Origin of the sequence: Oceanobacillus sp. FSL W7-1293, assembly GCF_037969815.1 — a bacterium.
GTDB classification, from domain to species: Bacteria; Bacillota; Bacilli; order Bacillales; family Amphibacillaceae; genus Oceanobacillus; species Oceanobacillus oncorhynchi.
Map to the genome: position 1 here is coordinate 1,713,148 of NZ_CP150212.1, position 18,231 is coordinate 1,731,378.

Annotated in this window: 15 protein-coding genes; 13 read left to right on the forward strand and 2 right to left on the reverse strand. The window is 37.9% G+C overall.

Going from position 1 to position 18,231, the window contains the following annotated elements; translation table 11 throughout:
* Window positions 1-76: 76 nt before the first annotated feature.
* From MKY65_RS08485 to ltrA, 4 genes are all read left to right on the forward strand, one after another.
* A complete protein-coding gene (locus MKY65_RS08485; protein WP_339183993.1) occupies window positions 77-1,432 on the forward strand; it encodes a glycoside-pentoside-hexuronide (GPH):cation symporter in 1,356 nt (451 codons plus the stop codon).
* A gap of 36 nt (window positions 1,433-1,468) precedes the next feature.
* Window positions 1,469-3,040 (forward strand): sugar hydrolase, encoded by a 1,572-nt coding sequence (locus MKY65_RS08490; RefSeq protein WP_339183995.1) that lies wholly within the window; start codon window positions 1,469-1,471, stop codon window positions 3,038-3,040.
* An 81-nt stretch (window positions 3,041-3,121) separates the two neighbouring features.
* Window positions 3,122-4,105 carry a helix-turn-helix domain-containing protein gene (locus tag MKY65_RS08495; protein WP_339183997.1) on the forward strand — a complete coding sequence of 328 codons (984 nt, stop codon included), beginning with the start codon at window positions 3,122-3,124 and terminating at the stop codon, window positions 4,103-4,105.
* 629 nt (window positions 4,106-4,734) lie between these two features.
* The gene (gene ltrA, locus MKY65_RS08500; RefSeq protein ID WP_339183998.1) at window positions 4,735-6,120 is read left to right on the forward strand and encodes a group II intron reverse transcriptase/maturase; all 1,386 of its coding nucleotides are present in this window, start codon (window positions 4,735-4,737) and stop codon (window positions 6,118-6,120) included.
* A 72-nt stretch (window positions 6,121-6,192) separates the two neighbouring features.
* On the opposite strand, the gene dps is transcribed toward ltrA, so the two are convergent.
* A complete protein-coding gene (gene dps, locus MKY65_RS08505; RefSeq protein ID WP_339184000.1) occupies window positions 6,193-6,678 on the reverse strand; it encodes a DNA starvation/stationary phase protection protein Dps in 486 nt (161 codons plus the stop codon).
* Window positions 6,679-7,145: 467 nt separating this feature from the next.
* On the opposite strand from dps, the gene MKY65_RS08510 reads away from it, so the two are divergent.
* The 8 genes from MKY65_RS08510 to MKY65_RS08545 all read left to right on the forward strand — a co-directional run bounded on the left by MKY65_RS08510 (window position 7,146) and on the right by MKY65_RS08545 (window position 15,413).
* Window positions 7,146-8,732: a helix-turn-helix domain-containing protein gene (locus MKY65_RS08510; RefSeq protein ID WP_339184002.1), complete on the forward strand. Its 1,587-nt coding sequence runs from the start codon at window positions 7,146-7,148 to the stop codon at window positions 8,730-8,732.
* A gap of 127 nt (window positions 8,733-8,859) precedes the next feature.
* On the forward strand, window positions 8,860-10,311 hold the full coding sequence (locus MKY65_RS08515) for an aldehyde dehydrogenase family protein (protein WP_339184004.1): 1,452 nt from the start codon (window positions 8,860-8,862) through the stop codon (window positions 10,309-10,311).
* Window positions 10,247-11,320, forward strand: coding sequence for an NAD(P)-dependent oxidoreductase (locus MKY65_RS08520; RefSeq protein ID WP_339184006.1), 1,074 nt, complete (start codon window positions 10,247-10,249; stop codon window positions 11,318-11,320). The genes MKY65_RS08515 and MKY65_RS08520 overlap by 65 nt, the downstream gene beginning before the upstream one ends.
* 19 nt (window positions 11,321-11,339) lie before the next feature.
* Entirely contained in the window at window positions 11,340-12,140 is an 801-nt protein-coding gene (locus MKY65_RS08525; protein ID WP_339184007.1) for a DUF3100 domain-containing protein, read from the forward strand.
* A gap of 12 nt (window positions 12,141-12,152) precedes the next feature.
* Entirely contained in the window at window positions 12,153-12,611 is a 459-nt protein-coding gene (locus MKY65_RS08530; protein ID WP_339184008.1) for a hypothetical protein, read from the forward strand.
* Between the two features lie 275 nt (window positions 12,612-12,886).
* Window positions 12,887-13,273, forward strand: a complete 387-nt coding sequence (locus tag MKY65_RS08535) for a hypothetical protein (protein WP_339184010.1) — start codon at window positions 12,887-12,889, stop codon at window positions 13,271-13,273.
* 142 nt (window positions 13,274-13,415) lie between these two features.
* A complete protein-coding gene (locus MKY65_RS08540) occupies window positions 13,416-13,985 on the forward strand; it encodes a GNAT family protein (protein ID WP_339184011.1) in 570 nt (189 codons plus the stop codon).
* Between the two features lie 114 nt (window positions 13,986-14,099).
* On the forward strand, window positions 14,100-15,413 hold the full coding sequence (locus tag MKY65_RS08545; protein WP_339185166.1) for a D-serine ammonia-lyase: 1,314 nt from the start codon (window positions 14,100-14,102) through the stop codon (window positions 15,411-15,413).
* A gap of 75 nt (window positions 15,414-15,488) precedes the next feature.
* Here MKY65_RS08545 and MKY65_RS08550 read toward each other — a convergent pair whose 3' ends face one another.
* The gene (locus MKY65_RS08550) at window positions 15,489-17,525 is read right to left on the reverse strand and encodes a copper-translocating P-type ATPase (protein WP_339184012.1); all 2,037 of its coding nucleotides are present in this window, start codon (window positions 17,523-17,525) and stop codon (window positions 15,489-15,491) included.
* 97 nt (window positions 17,526-17,622) lie between these two features.
* On the opposite strand from MKY65_RS08550, the gene MKY65_RS08555 reads away from it, so the two are divergent.
* On the forward strand, window positions 17,623-18,009 hold the full coding sequence (locus MKY65_RS08555) for a hypothetical protein (RefSeq protein WP_339184013.1): 387 nt from the start codon (window positions 17,623-17,625) through the stop codon (window positions 18,007-18,009).
* The last annotated feature ends 222 nt before the right edge of the window (window positions 18,010-18,231 follow it).

Consider the following 18,231-nt stretch of genomic DNA (forward strand, 5'->3'; position numbering starts at 1 on the left):
GAAATGATTATTGTTAATTATGTTAGAAAGCGTTTTACTTATTATATAAAGAGAATTGAAAGGGTGTTCAATATATATGAGTACAGGAGTATGGAAGCAAAGATTTGGATATGGAGTTGCGGATTTAGCTTGTAACTTAATTTGGCAAGTGATAACGCTTTATTTAATGTTCTTTTATACAGATGTTGCAGGTATTGCAGCTGCCCAAGTTAGTTTACTTTTTTTGATTACTCGTTTAATAGATGCTTTTACAGATATAGCAATGGGCGTAGTTATTGACAAGACAGATACAAAATGGGGAAAATCTCGACCGTATTTTCTGATTGGTGCTATTCCTTTTGGTATACTAGGAATTTTAGCATTTTATGTGCCAGATATAGGTTCAGTTGGTAAATTAATTTACGCCTATATTACTTATATTGGATTATCAATAGCTTATACAATGGTTAATATCCCTTTGGCATCAATCTTACCTAGCTTGACAAGTGATTCGCAGGAAAGAACAGTTTTAGCTACAACAAGAATTATCTTTTCCTTCATAGGTGCAACTACGGTAAGTGTGTTGACTTTACCACTTGTAAATATGTTAGGCGGTGGATCACAAGCAAGAGGATTTTTTATTACAATGACTATTTTTTCTATCATTGCGGTATTACTGTTCTTCGTTACGTTTAAAAATGTAGAGGAGAAAGTAAAGATTCAGCAGAAGAAAGTGTCTTTAAAACAGGCTTTTGTTTCATTAAAACAAAATCGTCCCTGGCAAATTTTTGCTTTAAACATTATATTTATGTGGGGATCCCACTTCTTTATGCAAGGTGCATTAATCTATTACTATACTTATAATGTCGGACGTCCAGATTTAGCAGGTATAATCGCAGGAATTACAACGTTTGTACCTTTATTAGGAACTTTGCTAACACCTATATTTTCTAAACGAATGTTCAAAAAGACGGTATATATGATTTCTAGTGCAATCAATTTATTAGGTTTTATCATTATGATGATAGCTAATATAAATCTTTTAGGACTAATAGCAGGGGCATCAGTAGCCGCTTTAGGATATGGATTACGTCAAAGTATTTACTTTTCTATGCAAGCGGATCCAGTTGACTATGGTGAATGGAAAACAGGGATAAATGTTACTGGAGTATTGAATGCGTTAAATGGATTTATAGGTAAACTGGCTTTAGCTATGGCGGGTTCTATCACTGCGTGGACATTGTCTATTGGTGGTTATGTACCTAATGAGGTACAGTCAGATCCAGCTTTGTTAGCAATTAAAGCAAGTTATTTAATTATTCCAGCTGTAATGGTTATTATTTCTATGATAATTATGAGTTTCTATAATTTAGATAAGATTTATCCTACTATACGAAAAGAATTAGATGAAAAGTACAGAGATTATAAGGATATTGTTGATCAAAAAAATTAAATATGCAATTACTAATTTTATAAAGGCGGGTTTTTAATGAAAATTCAGCAAGTGAAAAATAGAACAATTATAGAAAATAAGTTTTATAAAGAGAAAGCAGATAAGTTAAAACCAAACTTTAATAAAAATATAATTCATCCCATCTCAATAATAGAAATGACTCCAGATGTTAATGAAATTCATGGATGGAAAAGTAATGTTGTTGAGCCAGCTGCTGATTTAAAAGGAAAGGACTTTGGAAAAGGGGATACATTTATTCTGGACTTTGGGAAGCATTTAGTTGGTTACCTTACAACGAATATTAAACCGGTAGGAAGTCCGCCAGATGCACCATTACATCTACGTTTGACCTTTGGAGAGATGCCGGTTGAGGTTGCGGAACCATTTTCTAATTATAATGGATGGATTAGCAGTTCGTGGTTACAAGAAGAAATGCTTCATGTAGATGTCTTGCCGGAAGTTTTATCCCTACCAAGGAGATATAGCTTTCGTTACGTAAAAGTAGAAGTACTTGATACTTCAGCTAAATATAGAGTTTCATTTGAAGATATCTATTGTAATACAGTGACATCAGCAGATTCTAAGAACGTTGTTCCATTAAATAGTTCGGACAAAGAATTAAATGTGATTGATCAGGTTAGTATCAATACACTAAAAGATTGTACTCAAAGCGTGTTTGAAGATGGACCAAAAAGAGATAGGAGAATGTGGCTAGGAGATTTGCGTTTACAAGCTCTTGCTAATTATGAAACTTTCCAAAATAATGATTTGGTAAAACGTTGTTTATATTTATTTGCAGCAGTTCCTAATGAAGAAGGACAAATAGCAGCAAATTTGTTTATGGAGCCCCAATTAATGCCAGACGATACCTATTTATATGACTATTCGCTATTTTTTACAACAACTTTATATGACTACTATATGGTTACTAAAGATTTAGAAACCTTGGATGACCTTTGGCCAATCGCCTATCGCCAGATTGAACTGGGGCTTGAAAGACTGGATGAAAGGAACATTGTAAAAGATGATGAAACATGGTGGTCCTTTATCGATTGGAATGATGATTTAAATAAACAAGCTCCATCACAAGCAATCTTGATATATGCTATGAAAAAAGCAAAAAAGCTAGCCCAAATATTGAATAATAAGGAAACGTACCGTTTTTTGCAGAAAAAGATTGAAGATGTAACTGAATCGACGCTTCAACATCTATGGGATAAGGATGTAGAATTTTTTGTCAGTGGTTCTGATTATCAAGTATCATGGGCAAGTCAGGTCTGGATGGTGATTTCAGGGGTTCTAGATCAAAAATCAAATCTTAAGTTAATGAATCGATTATTAACAGAAAAGCCTTCAATTATGATGAATACACCGTATATGTATCATCATTTAGCAGAAGCTTTACTTCTATTAGGTGAAAAGAAAAAAACAATTACTATTATAAAAGAATATTGGGGTGGTATGATTAAGGATGGCGCGGATACTTTCTGGGAACTCTACAATCCATCAAACAAGGATTATTCGCCATATGGCAGTCATTTAATTAATAGTTATTGTCATGCTTGGAGCTGTACCCCGACCTACTTAATAAGAAAATATAATTTATAAGGAAGGATGCTATTTTTGTAGGGGGAACTGCGAAGGATTTAGTATAATGATAGAAGATAGTACTTCAGGGAGTGGATTGTTTTGGACCTGCAAGAATTAGATCGTATTCTGAGGAGTTTAGATGAAATTGAAGTAAAACAAAGACAGAGACGAGAAAATATAAATGATTTTGACGGTAATGAACTTTACTTGGAAGAGGGCGCTACAATTCCTAGAATGCAGGAAAAATACTTTTTTGACAGAGGCCCTATTTTTATAAATAAACATCATCGCTTTGCAGAAATGCCAGTACATACTCACGACTTTATTGAAATTAATTATGTTTATTCAGGGAAATGTAAGCAATTTATTAACGGCAAGGAGATTGTGTTGGAGCAAGGACAATTATGTATTTTAGATAAAGATGTTCCTCATGGAATTGCTCATTTGAATGAAAATGATATATTAATCAATATCATTATGAAAAAGGAAACGTTCTCCACTTCTTTCTTTACACGCCTTTCCAAGACTGGAATTGTACCTGAATTTTTATTAAGTATTGCTAGTAACAATCAAATCCGTGATAGATATATCTTATTTCATTCAGAAGAGAATAAAAATTTACATTATATAATAAAAAATATGATTCGTGAATACCTAGATCCAGATGAATACTCAACGGAGATGATAAATAGCTATATTTTAGTTATGTTTACAGAATTAATGCGTGTATATCAACATGATAAGAATTATGATGATATTGAAACATTAGAAGGAAAAACAAATATAATTGATTTATTAAGTTTCATAGAAACGAATTATCGAAACATTTCACTTCAGTATATGGCAAAAGAATTTTATTTTAATCCAAATTATTTAGGAAATATGCTTAAAGAAAAAACAGGTAAGACTTTTATGGAGTTAGTTCAAAGCCAGCGATTAATTCGGGCAGGAGAACTTTTAAAAAATACAAACAAAAGCGTGGTGGATATTGCACATCAAGTAGGGTATGAAAATATTAATTTTTTTTACCGTAAATTTAAACATTACTATGGCATAACACCAAACCAGATGCGAAGAAATTAAATGAAGTTTAATATAAACATAATTGAGAGGACCATTATTAAATAGCTGTTACTAGTATTTTAATGAAAAACTTAAATGGTAATCCTTAAGTTCTGTAACCAACAAATCATTTAGAGCACTACAAAAATAATAGCATTATCTTTAAAAAGTATGAAAACAAGGAACTGCCCTTCAGCAGCTCCTTGTTTTTTTTATGTGCGCCCTGCATGGGCGAAAACTTGGTGGTGAAAGACCACTACAGGCTTGGCAGTAGGAACTGTTAGCGAAAGGCAAGGTGGCTATCGTGAGGTAGTGGCTGAAGGAAGCTGGACGCAAACTCCCGAACTGACGAACAGAAATTAGATAGAAGGCTGGCTTAGGTCGGATGAGTCTGCATAACAAGATAAAATCCAATACTGCCCGAAACCTATACAGTAAATCTAGCAGTTACGTGGGAGGAAAGTTTTCGTTCTTACCGGGGGAGGTCTTGTGAGGGTGACGTGTGAGTTGAGTGATAACGAGCCGACACAACCAAGGTGGTGACATCTTGGTGAATCACAAGAAGTCAGCAGAGGTCGTAGTAGTGTGAAAGGACCAAAACATGGAGGACCGAACAATAGTAATTTTGAAAAGTCTAGGAGGTGTGAAAGGTGCGAGAACTGCAGAAAACAGGAGAATCTGGCTATCGACAGAGAGATAGTGTGGAACATGAAGGGTATGTCGAAGTGCATAGTGCCTTTCATGGTGAGAAGAACAATCAAAATGGTGTATCCAATCTGTTTGAAAGAATCCTGTCAAGGAACAATCTGAATCAAGCTTATCTTCAAGTGGTCAGAAATAAGGGAGCAGCCGGAGTGGATGGTATGACATACGACCAGCTGCTTCCATACTTGAGGGAACACAGGGAAGAATTATTAACACAGTTGTATCTTGGGAAATATAAACCTCAACCCGTATTGCGGGTTGAAATAGACAAAGAAGATGGTGGAACAAGAAAACTGGGAATTCCTACCGTTATTGACCGAATGCTTCAACAAGCAATAAACCAAGTGTTACAGCCCATATTTGAACCGACGTTCTCCGATAATAGTTTTGGGTTTCGCCCAAAACGTAGTGCACATCAAGCCATCATACGGGCAAAATCGTACTACGAACAAGGGTACAAATATGTGGTGGACTTGGATATGAAAGCCTACTTCGATACAGTAAATCATGATAAACTAATGTACTTTGTGGAAAAACGGATAACGGATAAACGAGTACTACGCTTGATAAGACAATATTTATTAAGTGGAATCATGATTGACGGCATTTTTGAAAAATCAGAGGAAGGAACGCCTCAAGGGGGAAACCTGTCGCCGTTACTCAGTAATATTTACTTAAACGAGTTAGACCAATTACTGGAAAAACGAGGACATCGATTCGTACGTTACGCAGATGACTGTAACATTTACGTGAAGAGTAAAAGAGCAGGTCAGCGCGTCATGAAGAGTGTGACGAAATTTCTCGAGAAGGATTTAAGTCTTACAGTGAATCGGGAGAACGCAGTAGGAAGTCCTTTGAGACGAAAGTTTCTAGGCTTCTGTCTCCTCGTTACAAAGAAAGGTGTTCAAATCCGTCCGCATTATAAAGCAAAAGTGACCGTTAAACAGAAACTCAAACGAATTACGAAACGTAATCGTGGACGAAGTATCGATGTGATTCTAAAAGAAATCCGGCAACTGATGACAGGGTGGATAAACTACTATGGCATAGGAGAAATGAAAGGATTTATGAAGAATCTAAACGGGTGGCTGAAGCGAAGAATTAGACAGTACATTTGGAAACAGTGGAAAAATCCACGTACCAAAAGAAAGAATCTAATTCATTTAGGTATCGATAAACGGAAAGCTTATGAATGGTCGAATACAAGAAAAGGCTACTGGGTCATATCGAGTAGCTATGTACTCCACCGTTCATTGACAGATAAAGAACTGGCATCGAGAGGATATAAAGATATCGCTCTTCAATACCAGTTCGTACACTCAAACTATTGAACCGCCGTATACGGAACCGTACGTACGGTGGTGTGAGAGGGGCGAAAAGTTATTTAGCTTTTCCCTACTCGATTATTCTGAACTACCATCTGTCAGATGAGATTCTAAGAACCAGAGGCTTTTGTCCAATTTTCGGGATACTTCGGTAAATAAATCAGAGGTATCCGGATCTTCATCAGCAGAAGTTTCAATATCTTCCCGGATATTATTAGCTACAATTGCCCAGCGTTCTGTCAGGTTTTCAAGCACTAAAATGTCTTTAGTATTTTGAAGCTCCCAGGCAGGCAATCTAGTTTCTGATGCAATAAATTGTACCGGTTTGCCGGCAGAACCGCCCAAACTCGCAGCTTGTTCAGCGACAGAGTCAATCAACTCTGGAATTTCTCCAGCCAAATCATCGAAAAACTCATGATAAGCAATGAAATGCGGTCCGCGAACGTTCCAATGTGCCAGCTTTGTCTGAATGAAAAGATCCGTTAAATCCGTTACCTGCTGATTAAGAAGCTCTATCATATGTTCTCTGGATTTTTCTGAATGTGCTTTTCTAAATGTACCCAATTTGTATTACCTCCTAGAAAGTTTTTCATTGTATTTTTAGAGTGTTTGAGGCAGACATAAGTCGGTTTGCTATGCTCTTTCTTTTGTAAAAAAACAGTTCTGCCATTCTGTATCCATGTGATACAAAAAAACATCTTAAATACACTATTAACATTACTAATACCCCATTCGCCTTAATAGTAAACGTCTGGAAATGGAAATAATCAGGACAATTTGAGGTCTGCCATCCAGAACTGGAATTCCTGCAATTCGGACGTTCTTTAAGATTACATAAAAATAACGATTATACGCATGAAAATATCTTGATGCAGATCCCTGAGGTTAGAAGGAAAATCTAACACCAGGGGCGTTTGTATTTACTGAGGCGTTTTATCGTGAGGCTTTGAATATCACAATTATTTTATAGTAATTGTGATAAGATAATAAATAAATTATTTATTTAGATTTTTAGAAAAGTGGTGAAATGAATGGACGAAAATTTTAAGGATATTCATAAAGCAAAAAAACTGCTGGAAATAAATAAAATGCTGACAAAGTCATTAAAAATAGAAGAAATCCTAAAAAGTGTTATTATAGCAGCCACGGAGTTAATTGATGTGTCAGGGGTTTTTATTATCTATTTATATGATGAAAAAACGAAAACACTTAAATTTGCTGAAGGGCAGGATGTGGATAAGGAAGCTTTTGAAAAAATTGCATTCGCTCCCGGTGAATCGATTGCTGGCAGGGTGTTTCAAGAAAAAAAGTCAAAACTGTTCACTTCGGAGGAAGAAATTGACGACTATATGAAAAATATGACCGCCAAAAATTATCAATATTATTATAAAGGGATTAAAGAAAGAAAAATAAAAAGCACATTTGTTGTTCCGATTGTAAATAAGAACCGCTGCTATGGCATGGTTGTTGTCAATAATTTCAGCCGAAATAATATATTTACTAAAGAGGATATGCAGGTTATTGAAGCAGTTGCTGATCAAACGGCAATAGCAATAGATAATTCAAATGTTTATCAGGATTTAAAAGAGAAAAATAATTTACTTAGACAATCGTATGCTATTCATAATCAATTTTATGCATTAATTATTGAAGGGCGAGGAATTGAAAATGTCATTGCTTTATTAGAAAAAATTATTGAATCACCGGTCCAGTTTGATCGTGAGATAGAAGAACCATACAAAGAAAATATTTTTCCTATCGTAAGAGGAAATGAGAGACTGGGATTACTGAAATTTGAAAAAGCCTTTAATGATTTTTCTTATATGAGCAAAATTGCTATTGAACAGGCAAGCCTTCCCATTGCATTAGAATTGATTAAGAATAATGCGCTTTTTGAAAAAGAAATCCATTTCAGAGAGGAAGTATTTAATCAATTAATAGAAGGAGTTTCAGATAGAGATCTGCAGCATGCTTTACAATATGTGAAATGGAAGAAAGATTGGAATGTGCAATGTATGATAATGGAAGGGAAGGATAAATCATTATGGCAGCTAGACAAATTAATAGAAAAAGAACGATTTATCCAATCAATAGAGCGAATTAGTCAGTCGCTGGGAATAGACAGTTTAATCTTTACGCGTACATTTCAGGTAATTGTTATTGTACCGGAGCCAAAAAAGAATCGTTTATATGAGCTTATTAAACAAATAAAAATATATTGGAATAACATGAAGATTATTTATGGTATTGGCAGAGAAACGAATATAAAGGAACTGTCTGTTTCCTATCAGGAAGCCATCCGTTCCATTGGGTATGCCAAACATCACCAGATGGAGATAGTTGAATATGCTATGCTGGGAGTTGAGAGGCTTCTATATGAAGTAGACGAGGATGTTCTGAAAATGTTTATGCACGATAAGCTGCAGCATTTATATTCACTGGATGAAAGCTTTATTGAAACACTTCAAGTATTTATCCATTTAAATAAAAATCATAAACAAACGGCTGAGCATTTGCATATACATGCCAATACACTTTACTATCGTTTACGAAAAATAGAGGAAGCATTAGACATCCAATTTGATGATGAGAAGGATTGGATTGGATTGATTTCGTGATAGCCTTTCGTCTATATGTGGCGAGCAACAAAAAAGATGGGTAATCTTTGTTGCTCGCCCTATTTCATTTTAAGCGCTTTCATTTTAAGATGAAATATATCAAGCATTCAAAGGAGGCTATTTAGAAATGAGCAATACGTATTTTAATTTTATAAATGGGGAATGGGTTCCATCAAAAACAAATGAAACATACGTAAGCGTAAATCCTGCAAAAACAGATGAAATACTAGGCTTTTTCCAACAATCTAATGAGGAAGATGTCGAGTTAGCTATACAAGCTTCTGAAAACGCTTTCTCAAACTGGTCGCGCACAGCAGCTCCGAAAAGAGGGGACGTCATTTTCAATTTGATTCAGCTTCTTGAAATCAAGAAGGAAGAATTGGCTGTCATTATTACAAAAGAAGTTGGCAAGTCACTCCGGGAGGCACATGGAGAAGTACGTAAAACGATTGAGGCGATGAAGCAATTTAGCGGAGAAGCAACCAGGCTGACAGGTGAAACCATACCTTCTCAGGATAATGATATCTTCGGCTACACTGTTCGGGAACCGCTTGGGGTGGTTGGTGTGATAGCTCCTTATAATTTTCCGTTAGGCATCGGGATTTGGAAAATTGCTCCAGCAATGATCGCAGGAAACACTGTAGTCTTTAAACCTGCAAGTAATACGTCGCTAATTAGTGTGAAAATCATGGAATTATTTGAAGAAGCTGGGGTACCTGCTGGAGTAATTAATATGGTGACGGGACCCGGCGGGGTGATTGGGAGCGCTATTGGAAATCATCCGAAAATCAAAGCTGTATCGTTTACAGGATCAACGGATGTAGGATTGGCACTTGGAAAAGCTGTAACAGCTCGCGGAGCAAAAATGCAGGCAGAAATGGGCGGGAAAAATCCTTCTATTATTCTTGAAGATGCCAATATGGATGAAACGGTTGAAAATCTGGTGATTAGCGGGTTTTTAGATAATGGACAGCGTTGTACAGGAACCAGCCGCGTGATTGTATTAAAGTCCATCGCAAAAGAATTAATTGAAAAACTCGTAAAACGGGCAGAAAAATTAGTTATTGCTGATGGATTTACAGAGAACGTAGACAATGGTCCGGTAATTGATGAAGGGCAGTTAAACACCTATTTACATTACGTTCACTCTGCTATAGATGAAGGAGCCACATTGGAATATGGAGGAAAGCGTTTGACAGACGACGGAAAGGACAAGGGATATTTTGTCTTGCCGACCATATTCAGTAATGTGACAAAGGAAATGACGATTAACCGGGAAGAAATTTTTGGTCCGGTAATAGGAATTACAGTAGTAGATACGTACGAGGAAGCAATTGAGCTGGCGAATGATAATGAATTTGGGCTTTCGTCAACAATATACACAAATGATATGAATAAAGCGTTTCATTTCATTCGTGAAATTGAATCAGGGGTTACACATGTGAACATCCCATCTAATTATTTTGAAAATCAATATCCTTTTGGCGGCAAAAAAGCATCCAGCATTGGTCCTCGTGAACAAGGGTCAACAGCATTGGATTTTTGGACAGAGTATAAAACTGTTTATATTAAAGCATAAAACGATAATAGATAGACGGCTCATATCCTGGAATGCACATCTATATTCTAATAAACCTGATGTTCCGTCTGTCTATTATTCAAATGAAGTCAACCAGGAAAGGGAGAGTTTCGTGAAAAATATAGGAATCGTCGGATGCGGATTAATGGGAGCTGGAATTGCTTCCAATTTATTAAAAAAAGATTATCATGTACATGTTTTTGATATTAATGATGAACTTGTACAGGCATTGACGGATAAAGGCGCCATTGGTGCTGAAAATATTAGAACATTAGCAAAATTGGTTGATGTTATGATTTTATCCCTGCCAGCCCCTTCAGTTATTCAGCGATTGATGACAGATCAAGAGCAGGGGGCATTTTCTGTAATGAAAAAAGGGGCTTATATCTTAGATATGAGCACAAATGATGTAGCAATCACAAGACAATTGCATGAAATCGCTAAAACATATGAAATCGAATATTTTGACTGTCCATTAAGCGGCGGTCCGGAAGGTGCTCATAACGGCACGCTGACGATTATGGCCGGGGGAAGCGAACAAGCTTTTCCAGAGGTATTACCTGTTTTAGAAGCGGTGGGGGAGAATATCGAATACGTAGGGGAAAGTGGTGCAGGTCAAATTGTGAAATTGTGTCATAACATGGTTGTTGGAGGAGTGATCACCTTGTTAAGTGAAGCGCTTATTACTGGCGAAAAGGCGGGTGTTTCCAAGGAGAAAATTGCTTCTATTTTACAAAATGGATCTGCGCAAACACGTGTAATGGATGTTTTTGGGACAAATATGTTAAAAGACACATTCAATGATGTGAAATTTTCTTTAGCGAATATGATGAAAGATATGAATTTATACCGGGACCTTGCTGAAAGCCAGCAAATCCCGACGGTTTCCAGCCAGTCCGCCCATCAATTATTTCAACTCGCCAGCTTTAACGGGAAGAATCATAAAGATTCTACAGCTGTCTATGAAATGATTAGGCAATTAAGAAAAGGAGAATTGCTGAATAATTAATAAAAAGGAGGGTTCCAAAATGAGTAAAAAATCCACTACAGTTATGGGGTTATGGAAGGATTGGCGTTTGCACGCTATCGTACTTGTCATTGTTTTGATAACAGAAGCAATTGGACAATTCAGTATCACGGTCGGCCCTGGAGTCATTTTACTTTTACCTATGCTATATGCCTTAATTATCGGGCTGATTTTATTTTTTACTCCATTGGTTAAAGAAGAGCAATCAAAAAATGCAGAGCCTATTATTGTGCTCGGAGTTGCTTTATTATTGGCAAAAATCGGAGTTATCATTGGTCCATCTTTGCCGGAAGTAATTGCAGCTGGCCCGGCATTACTCCTGCAAGAATTAGGAAATCTAGGGACAATATTATTTGCGCTTCCTGTGGCCATTTGGCTGGGGATGAAACGGGAAGCTGTTGGAATGACTCATTCGATTGGACGGGAACCAAACGTTGGATTGATTATGGACAAGTTTGGTATTAACTCTCCAGAAGGCCGCGGTGTTATGGCGATGTATATTTTTGGAACCGTATTTGGAGCCGTATTCTTGGGGCTGATTTCCGGTCTGCTTGCGACGATTACTCCACTTAGTCCGCTTTCTTTTGCCATGGCATCCGGTGTGGGAAGCGGCAGCATGATGGCAGCAGCCAGCGGTTCGCTTATAGCTGCATTTCCAGATTTAGAAACTCAAATTGTCGCATTCGCTGGAGCAAGTAATTTATTATCGCTTTCAACTGGACTATGGGTCAGCCTGTTTATTGGTTTGCCGCTGACAGAAAAAATATACCGTGTGATGACTCGAAATAGATCGTCTAAATGATGAGGGGGCTTAATGATGTTATTAAAAAACATACAAGAATGGACATTATTATTAGTTATTTTTGGGTTTACGGCCCTTATAGGAAATTGGGCAGGCTATGAAATTATGCCATTAGCAGCGGTTCCTGGGATGATCACACTCATACTGATTTGTTTAGCTGGATTTATTTTAAGAGAACTTATCCCGGTTAATTTTCCGAGTATTGCTTATATTTCACTGATAGGCGTCCTGGTATCTATGCCATGGATGCCAGGTTCGGAGAAAATTGTTGAATGGACGAGTCAGGTCGAGCTTCTCGCACTTGCAACGCCTATATTAGCTTATGCCGGTATTGCCATCGGCCGTTCGTGGACAGATTTTGTGAAATTAGGATGGAAAACGATTGTTGTGGCAAGCTTAGTCATGTTAGGAACATTTATAGGTTCGGCATTGATTGCAGAAATTATATTGCGATTCCAAGGAATTATTTAAATGATAAGTAGCGCTGTTCTTAAAGAATACGGTCTTAATGAATACAGCGAGTTATGTATAAATCGTGTACGGCATAAATAATCTTTTTAAATAACTCAACATTCACACCTAACAATAAGCATATATATTGCTATTCCAAGATGAACATGTTCCCCATTATCATACTTCCTTTGATTGCGTAAAGCTGTATAAATTTAAAGAGATAAGGAAGGAATTATTTTTTGTTTTCGTGTAGGCTATGATTATAAGCATTTTCTGACAGAGGGGAGTCTGCTATGAGGGAAGCAATTATGTTGATTGTCGATTTAATCAATGATATGCATGATGTGATTGCCAATACATTTGGTTCGAATATGACAGATAAAGAATTGCATTTCTGGATTTTTGGCATCCTGGGAATCGTAACTTTCTTTTTTGTCTATGTTGTTTTTAAAATTCTATCTAAAATAAAGTGGAGTATTGCCATTTTGGCTTTTCTCTACACCTTTACCGTAATGGTTGTCCTTGTATTTGCTGTGGAGATTCAGCAGGCCTATACACAACGCGGAAATATGGAATTCGCTGATGCCGTCATGGGCTTATGGGGCTTTATTGTCTTTTTTGCTGTTTATGCAGTGATTGGTATCATTGGTTATTTTATATATAAAGCGTTCAAGAAATAAGCAGAGCACCTTGTTAAGTCAGGCAGATAACAAGGTGCTTTTTCTATGACTTTCTTTGCGTTATTTCGATTGAAAAAGATTTGCTTTCATTGGAAATTAGGACTATATCCATGTATGTTAATGAAAAAGGGGGAGCTGCGGTATGATAGATTTAAGTCATAAACCTTGGCTGAAAGGTGAAAAGGTTACGCTTCGGCCGTTTAAGGAAGAAGATTTTCCTCATATAAAAGCATGCCTGACGGATGAGGAAGTTTTAAAATTAACCGGAAGCGATGTGGATTTTGATTTTGAAGAGGAAGAAGAAAATATTCTTGGCTGGTACCGTTCAAGGCATATTCAAACGGACCGTCTGGACCTTGCTATTATTGATCCATTCCCAGACATTTTGGTGGGCGAAGCAGTAATCAATTTATACGACGAATCCACGCATAGTATGAATTTCAGAATACTTATTGGTCCACAGGGGAGAAATCGCGGCTTAGGAACAGAGGCGACACGGCTTCTTATCGATTATGTGTTTAAAAACACGACACTTCATTATCTGACGCTGGACGTTTTGGAATTTAATCCAAGGGCAAGACATGTTTATGAAAAAATTGGTTTTGTGAAAGTCGGCATCAATGAAAACGAGCTGGAATTTGAAGGGGAATGGATCGATTCTATGCAAATGAAATTAACGAGGGAAATGTGGTTAAGCGAAGAAAAAGCATAGCAGAATGCCTGCCATCAAATTATTTGTTTTAAGTGGAGAGTGTTATAATCTAGCATAACAGAACAATTTTCAAAAAGAGGTGACAGGATAATGACAATTATAAAGGGGAAACCGATGGAGGAATGGATCAGGGAATTTCCGGATTTGGGCCCTATCTTAAATTACACCCCGTTTTATTGGAGTAATCCAGATGTAAAGGGAAATAAGGAAGCGCTTCAAGGCCAGCCGCTTCAATTAAAAGATATGAAAGATGCAGAGGAACGCTTAAAACGATTTGCGCCTTTTATAGCAAAGGCCTATCCCGAAACGGAAAAGGATGGGGGAATTATTGAATCCCCGCTGATAGAAGGGGAGCAAATCAAGGCCAGAATCGAAACGATTACAGGTCAAAAAATTCCTGGTGCATTTTACATAAAGCTGGATAGTCATTTACCAATTTCCGGTTCGATTAAAGCAAGAGGCGGTATTTATGAAGTGCTCAAATATGCAGAAACCCTGTTACAGGAGCATCATTTGTTATCTGAAACAGATGACTATAGTAAAATGACGGAAGCAACGTATCGGGAATTTTTCTCGCAGTATACGATTCTTGTAGGCTCCACAGGTAATTTGGGTCTGAGTATCGGCGTCATCAGTGCCAAGCTTGGTTTTCAAGTCATTGTCCATATGTCTGCAGATGCAAAGCAATGGAAAAAGGATTTGTTAAGATCGCGCGGAGTTCAGGTTATGGAGCATCCATCTGATTATAGCAAGGCAGTGGAAGAGGGAAGAAAAGAAGCTGAAAATGATCCGAAAAGCTATTTTATCGATGATGAAAATTCTAAGGATTTATTTTTAGGATATACGGTGGCAGCTATTCGTTTGAAAAAGCAATTCGAAGAACAGGAAATTCAAGTGAGCCCGGAGAAGCCGCTCCATGTTTACTTGCCTTGCGGTGTCGGCGGAGGCCCAGGCGGTGTTGCGTTTGGCTTGAAGGTTATCTTTGGTGACGCTGTAAAATGTTATTTTGCAGAACCGACCCATTCCCCTTGTATGCTGGTCGGAATGATGACAGGACTGCATAATGAGATTTCCGTCAATGACTTTGGATTAGATAATCAAACAGCCGCAGATGGCTTAGCTGTCGGCAGACCCTCTGGTTTTGTCGGAAAAGTCATGAAGCCGCTGTTAGAAGGAATTTATACGGTGAGTGATGAGCAAATGTTTCGTCTAATTGCAGAAATGGCTGATGCAGAGGGCATTCATTTGGAACCTTCAGCTGTTACCGGATTGATGGGACCTTCCTATGTCGTTCAAAATGATTCAAAAGTGACCGATGGAGATACGCACTTAATCTGGGCTACCGGCGGGAGCATGGTGCCGGGTGACATTCAGGAAGCGGAATATCAAAAGGGGCTGGAATATAAAAACAATCCTGATATAAGGTGATTATTGAACGAATAGAAAAAACGCAAATCAGACGCGCCAGCTGATTTGCGTTTTTCTACATGGAGAAAGCCTTCTCTAGGCATGTTTATTTTTCAATAACCTGGCATTGAAGGCTACAATAATCGTACTGAGTGACATTAATACTGCGCCAACGGCAGGGTTTAGGACAATGCCCCAAGGGGCTAGTATTCCTGCCGCTAATGGAATGGCAATAATATTATAGCCTGCTGCCCACCAAAGGTTTTGAATCATTTTGCGATAGGTTAAGCGGGAAAGCTCTATAATGGAAACAACATCGACCGGGTCACTATTTACTAAGACAACATCAGCTGTTTCCATCGCGACGTCTGTCCCGGCTCCAACTGCTACGCCTAAATCAGCAGTGGCTAAAGCAGGGGAGTCATTGATGCCATCACCGGTCATCGCTGTTCTTTTTTTATTTGCCTGCAGCTGTTTGATTTGATCGGCTTTTTGGTCTGGGAGCACCTCAGCGATAACGTGGTCAATGCCGATTTCTTTGGCCACGCCGGTTGCTACGGTCTGATTATCACCAGTCAGCATCTGTGCTTCAATGCCAAGCTCATGTAAACGGCGTACAGCTTCTTTGGAGGAAGCTTTGACTTGGTCAGCAAGGGCAATCATTCCAATGAATTGTTCTTCCTCTAGAACAAAAATCACCGTTTTTCCTGCATCAGAAAGCTGGTTAAAAGCTTCTTTATCATAAGGGATTCCATTTTTATCCATATAACCGGGGCTTACTGCTAAAAGCCAGGAACCTTCCAATTTCGCTTTTACACCTGCACCTGTTATGGAATCAAAGGCTTCTGGTGTGGTCAAGTTTATTTGCTGCTTCTTCGCAGATGCAACAATCCCTGCAGCAATCGGATGCTCTGACTGTGCTTCAATAGAAGCTGCTTTTTGCAGGAGCTCTTTTTCGGTTATATTGCTGCTGGGAATAATATCTGTTACAGCAAATTCCCCTTTGGTCAATGTGCCTGTCTTATCAAATACAACTGTATCGATTTTTCGTGCATCTTCAAAGCCTGCACGATTACGGATAAACAAACCGTTTTGAGCTGACAGATAAGTGGAACGGGCAACTACCAAAGGAATTGCCAGCCCTAAGGCGTGTGGACAGGAAATGACTAGAACTGTTACCATTCGTTTCATCGCTTCTTCCATTCCATAGCCAAGGGAAATCCAAATAACAAATGTAAGGATTCCGGCAGTTATAGCAACATAAAACAGTAATTTTGCTGCACGGTCGGAAAGCTTTTGCGTTTTTGACTTACTTTCCTGTGCTTCTTTAACAAGCTGAACCACCTGTGAAAGATAGCCTTCTTCACTTGTTTTAGAAACCTCAATTGTCAATGAACCAGATGTGTTAATCGAACCGCCGATTGCTTCATCTTTTACTTGTTTTTCAACAGGGACCGATTCGCCAGTCAGCATGGATTCATCCACAGAGGATTGTCCGTTAATAATGATACCATCCGCTGGTATTTTTTCGCCTGGTTTAATCAACACATGATTCCCTTTTTTTAGCTCTGAAACGGCTATGACTTCGGTGTTTCCTGCTTTATCTATTTTCGTTGCCTCCTGTGGCATCAGCTCTACTAAAGATTCCAAGGAGTCAGAGGCTTTGCTGACAGATTTCATTTCTACCCAATGCCCCAGCAGCATAATGGCAATCAGTGTTGCTAATTCCCAGAATAAATCATGGCCTTCCAAACCCAATACAGTAGCGGCGCTATAAACATAGGCTACAGTAATTGCAAATCCGATCAGCGTCATCATTCCAGGAGATTTTTGTTTTAATTCGTCCACAGCACCTGTTAAGAATGGCCAGCCGCCGTAGAAGAAAATAATAGATGCCAGAATCAGCTCCACCCAATGATCCCCAGCAAATGTTAGCGAATAATTAAAGAACGACTGAATCATATCCGAAAGCAGAATAATCGGTAGCGCCAGTACAAGCGAAATGTAAAACCGCTTTTTAAAATCTGCAATCATATGCTCATGATGATCGTGATGGGAATGAGTATGCTGCTCCTCTTGATGATGTTCATGGTCGGAATGATGCGCGTTGTGATGATTATGTTGTTCATGCATTTGTAATCCACTCCTTTCCTTCTATTCTTATTATACCCCTATAAGGTATTTTTGAAACATGTAATTATTCAATCTGGAGAGGGGATTTTAATGGTCAGTGAACTTTCGTTTGTACCTGCTGGAAGGGTATAAGGATTTCCTGCCCGATCTGCAGAAATATGTCCCTGATTATGAATTTTTTCTATACGATGTATCTGGTTATAAAGACGAAAATGTCCAATTGAATGTGTTCCTGCGGATTATTCTGATGGTGTTTTCGGGATATCCGCAAAAAGGATATCCACGCCGTGGTAAATACCATCTATCAGGCAGAGCAGAAGGTATAGCCAATACCACAATTCGATTAATCACAAAATTCGTAGCTCCACCTTCAGAAGATATAAAGAAAAAGATACACGAACAGGAAATAAGCACACTGGAAGCGATAGTGGCTCATATAGATGAATTGAAAACCATAGAAGACGTCAAACAATACTTGAAATAGAAAAGGGATGGGATGCCTTGACCTGATGTTAAGAAGAAATACATCTCATATAAATTTGCAGTTCCATTTCATTTTTAAATATTGTATAATGTGATTATAAATTAGATTTCAATGCTATTTAAATAAATAAGGAGTGTGCTGTGTGAGTATTGTAGTAGGTTCTAAATAGGATAATTTCAAACGAAATAAATATGGAAATAATTAGGGTGAGTAGACCCTTTA